The sequence below is a fragment of the Deltaproteobacteria bacterium genome (assembly GCA_016213065.1).
Classification (GTDB): domain Bacteria; phylum UBA10199; class UBA10199; order SPLOWO2-01-44-7; family SPLOWO2-01-44-7; genus JACRBV01.
This window is the reverse complement of sequence record JACRBV010000151.1, coordinates 1-4,118: the sequence shown is the minus strand read 5'-3', so window position 1 is coordinate 4,118 and position 4,118 is coordinate 1. Positions and strand designations below refer to the sequence as shown.

At 42.7% G+C, this 4,118-nt stretch carries 5 protein-coding genes; 4 read left to right on the top strand and 1 reads right to left on the bottom strand.

Annotated elements, in window-relative coordinates; translation table 11 throughout:
• A partial coding sequence (locus HY877_09240) for a hypothetical protein (GenBank protein MBI5300455.1) occupies positions 1-489 on the bottom strand: 489 nt, incomplete at its 3' end.
• A 132-nt stretch (positions 490-621) separates the two neighbouring features.
• On the opposite strand from HY877_09240, the gene HY877_09235 reads away from it, so the two are divergent.
• The 4 genes from HY877_09235 (at position 622) to HY877_09220 (ending at position 3,824) form a co-directional block, all read left to right on the top strand.
• Positions 622-1,008 (top strand): HEPN domain-containing protein, encoded by a 387-nt coding sequence (locus HY877_09235; GenBank protein ID MBI5300454.1) that lies wholly within the window; start codon positions 622-624, stop codon positions 1,006-1,008.
• Positions 984-1,310 carry a nucleotidyltransferase domain-containing protein gene (locus tag HY877_09230; protein ID MBI5300453.1) on the top strand — a complete coding sequence of 109 codons (327 nt, stop codon included), beginning with the start codon at positions 984-986 and terminating at the stop codon, positions 1,308-1,310. The genes HY877_09235 and HY877_09230 overlap by 25 nt, the downstream gene beginning before the upstream one ends.
• 67 nt (positions 1,311-1,377) lie before the next feature.
• Positions 1,378-2,604: an ATP-binding protein gene (locus HY877_09225; protein MBI5300452.1), complete on the top strand. Its 1,227-nt coding sequence runs from the start codon at positions 1,378-1,380 to the stop codon at positions 2,602-2,604.
• Between the two features lie 80 nt (positions 2,605-2,684).
• Entirely contained in the window at positions 2,685-3,824 is a 1,140-nt protein-coding gene (locus HY877_09220; GenBank protein MBI5300451.1) for an ATP-binding protein, read from the top strand.
• Positions 3,825-4,118: the final 294 nt, after the last annotated feature.

Genomic DNA, 4,118 nt, shown 5'->3' with positions numbered 1-4,118 from the left:
TAAATCGATATCTTCCTTGCTGACTGTTTTGGATTCCACAATGTCATCGGGAAATTTTTTTTTGTCGGGGCGGGTGAATCCGAGGCCGAACAAAAACTGTTTTAATTCATCGCCTGTTTGAAAAGAAGTTGTACGCGGAGAGGTTTTTTTTGCGGCATATTTAGCAAGAAAGGTAGTTTCACTCCAAACATCCCAAGGTTGAATCTCGCGTTTTTCTTTTCTTTTTGCTCTAAGGGCATCAGCCTTGGCTTTGGCCGCTGTTTCTTCAGGACTCAGTTTTTCGGATATTTGTGGTGCGGCTTTGGCAAAACGCTTGCCATCGAGTCCCCCCGTGGAGTGTCCTTTAGGCTGAGTATCTGCTCTGAAAAAACGATCTCCTCCCTCAAGAGGCGGTTGGTTTTGACACTCTGGAGACACATCTTCAGGAGAGCATCCATTGAGAGCCGTGTTATTTCTGTTAATCTTTGGATCTGGTGGTTTTATTGCCATATAAAAGGGAGTACGCGCTCCCATATCTATTATCGGCACGAGGGGCAAGAAAGTTGCTCCTTTCAAACAAAAAAGTTGTGCCGTTTTTTGTGGTGTGCTAGATTCTCCTTAAAATCAAAGGGGTTAAGTAAGATGCGTTCTGTTACAAAACAATGGGTAGAACGGGCCGATTATGATTTAGAAACAGCCAAATTTCTCTTCAAAGGTGGGCGTTATTTGTACGTTGCCTTTATGTGTCAGCAATGCATTGAAAAGACCCTTAAAGCTTATATTACCTCCAAGGAAAAATCCCCTCCGTTAATACACAATCTCCTCCGTTTGGCAGAGGAATCTGATTTAATGAGAAGTATGACCGATGGGCAAAGGCTTCTACTGGCTGATTTAAATCCATTCTACATCAAGACGAGATATGGAGAATATAAGGATGAATTATCGAAAATATGTACGGCAGTAAGTGCAAAAGATATGCTCGCAAAAACACAGGAGTTCGTAAAATGGTTAAAACCAAAAATCAAATAAAAACGATTATTAAGGCCTTTGTTAAAGAGGTTCGTAAATCTTATCGCGTGGAGCAAGCCATTTTGTTTGGTTCTTATGTCAGCGGCAAAGCTACGGAGTTCAGCGATATTGATTTAGCCATTGTTTCACCGGATTTTCGCGGAAGACCCGAAATGGAAATCCTTATGGATCTTTCGCGCAAGGCGATGAAGATAGATACATCCCTTGAAGTTCTTGCGTTTACACCTGAGGAGCTTGTTTCTCCGGACCCGCTCTCTTTTTCCTATCAGGTGAAGAAGACCGGCCTTCCGTTGGCCGCTTAATCCGACCGTTTTATAGGGTTGTTTAAAATAGCCTTGACCGTTTTACATGATCGTTTAAAATGGTCTTATGGATATTCACCGGCAAATCATCCAATGGGCACTGGACAAAAATCTCATTCGTGACCGCATGTCGTTTATTGCCGGTCCCAGACAGGTCGGAAAAACCACGGCCATCCGGAATTTTCTGAAAAAATCGGGACAGGCTGAGATTTATTATAATTGGGATACGCCAACCGTAAAAAAGCGTTACGCAAAAAATCCGATTTTTTTTACAGAAGATGTTCCTCCTCAATTGCCCGTTGCATGGGTGGCATTGGATGAAATTCATAAATATCCCAAATGGAAGAATATTCTCAAAGGTTATTACGATGAGTTCAAAGGAAAATTTCAGTTCATCGTAACGGGTTCTGCCATGCTGGAAACATTTCGAAAGTCCGGAGATAGTCTCGTCGGTCGTTATTTCCTGTTTCACATGTTGCCACTTGGAGTGTGGGATATTACAGGTCCCATGCCACCTGCAGAAAATATGTGGAATCCAACCGAAGTTTTGTCATCCGTCCCGGAAGCGGATAAAATTATTTTTGATGCGTCTCAAAACCTTTTATCCATAACCGGTTTTCCTGAACCTCTTGTGGCAGGCACAAAAGAATTTTGCACGAAATGGCGAGAAGATCATATTTCGCTCATCATAAGAGAAGACCTTAGGGATTTGAGCAGAATCATCCATCTCCAGAAGCTGGAAGCTTTGTTATATCTTTTACCGCAACATGTTGCCTCTCCGCTGAGCATCAACTCTCTTACAAATCCGCTTGAATGTGCGCATGGCGCGTTGAAGACGTGGCTTTTGGCGCTTCAAAAAGTGTATCTTATTTTTCCGATACTGCCGTGGACCATAAAAGTTGCGCGCAGTATTCGTAAAGAAGCCAAGTATTATTTTTGGGACTGGGGAATCGTTGAAAATGAAGGCGGCCGATTTGAAAACTTTGTCGCCGTTATGCTTTTTCGCGCGGTCTCGGCGTGGAATGAATGGGGAAAAGGCGTTTTCAAACTGCATTACCTGCGCACAAAAGATGGGCGCGAAGTTGATTTTGCCATTTCAGAACGGGGACGGCTTGTTTTGATCGTGGAGGCAAAATCAAAAGAGACAAATGTTTCTCCGGACCTCATTTATTTTAAGGAAAAACTGGGTGTTTCGCTTGCAATTCAAGTCGTAAATAAAGACGGTTACTGCACCATGAAAGGCAAAAACCTCTATGTGATGGGGATAGACCGTCTGTTGAAACTGTTGCCATAATGTCCCTCAGGTGTCCGACACTGTTTCTTAGTCACTATATTTTAGTTGCTATATTGTAGTCTTTTGCTAATCTGTGGCTCGTGAAAGTCTTCAAATTTGGCCAGCTTTTGTCAAAAGAGGATATCTGTGATCGCAGGAAAGAAATCCAGCTTTTGACCAAAATTTGCATGGCATCCGGCAGGGCCGTTATATACGGTCCCAGACGGTTTGGAAAAACCTCCGTAATCAAAAATGTCATCATGGCGGATTTTGCGGAGAAGCAGGAAAAATCGCTTGTCATCTATGCCGACTTTCTTCAGGTGGATTCCATGGGTGATGTTACATTAAGGTTTCAGAGCGCGCTTGAACAGGCCATAAGTCAGGGCGCCAAGATCAAGTCTTTCATAAAAAATATTCAAAATTACATAAAACATTTTCGTGTTGAGGTTGCTTTGGACCCCCTCTCCGGCGCCCCAACCGTTTCTCTGGCCGGTAATCACGCGAGAGATGAAAGATCACTGCCAGAACTATTCATGTGTATTAAAAATTTCTCCGAAGAATATAAAACTCTACTTGTGCTGGATGAATTTCAGGATATCCGGCATATTCCGGGGCTGGAAGCGATGCTTCGATCCGAAATACAGAACCTCAATAAATCCGCTGTTGTTTTATTGGGGTCGAAAAAACATTTTCTCCGGGAAATATTTCATGACGAATCAAAACCTTTTTATGGTTTTGGCACCGACATTGAGTTCAGAGAAATTCCCAGAAATGAATGGGTTCCCTATATGCAGGAAAGATTTGCCCCATCCGAGCTTACTATTGATGAAAAGGGTGTTATTGAAATATGCAATCTCATGCGGGACGTTCCAAATTCCATTCAGGAACTTTGCCAGTGGATTACCCTGAGCGGTCAATCAGGTTTTCTAAATATACAACGCATCCATGAAAATTTGGCGGAGCTTATTGAAAATAAGTCGAGTCGTTATACCGAAAAAATAACCACTTTTTCGCATAAGGAGAAAAAAGTATTGTTTGCCCTTGCGAATCAGGAACCGGTATCGTCGCCGTCTTCAACCCGTTTTTTGCAGGCAACAGGTGTTAGTGCAACCGCCACAAAAGCCACTGTCCTGCGCCTTGCGGAACAGGGACTTCTGGATCAATCGGAGGCCGGATATCTGATAACAGACCCTCTCTTTAAAATCTTTTTGCTTAGGAAATTTGGTCATTCGGGACGATGAATTTAATAAGTGTCCGACACTTATAGCGTAACCGATTGAAATATATAGCCTATTATTTTTTTCAAAAAACACGCAACAATTTGGTCTGTTGTGCCGATAACTATAGTGCGTATGGGAGTTTTTATGGGCCGTAAATTAACATTATGTATAGCCAGTTTTAGCATCGCGTTCCTTTTTTGTATCGCCTCTGCCAATGCAACAATAACTTGTACCGTGAGCGAAAGTGACCCCCATCAAGCGAAGGAAAAATTGCTCGACTTTGTTTATGGTGTTGAAGGTGGCAGTCCTTCTAAC

Excerpts from the sequence above, each read along its gene's own strand:
- HY877_09235 (MBI5300454.1), top strand. The coding sequence starts at position 622 with ATGCGTTCTGTTACAAAACAATGGGTAGAACGGGCCGATTATGATTTA.
- HY877_09230 (MBI5300453.1), top strand. The coding sequence starts at position 984 with ATGGTTAAAACCAAAAATCAAATAAAAACGATTATTAAGGCCTTTGTT.
- HY877_09225 (MBI5300452.1), top strand. The coding sequence starts at position 1,378 with ATGGATATTCACCGGCAAATCATCCAATGGGCACTGGACAAAAATCTC.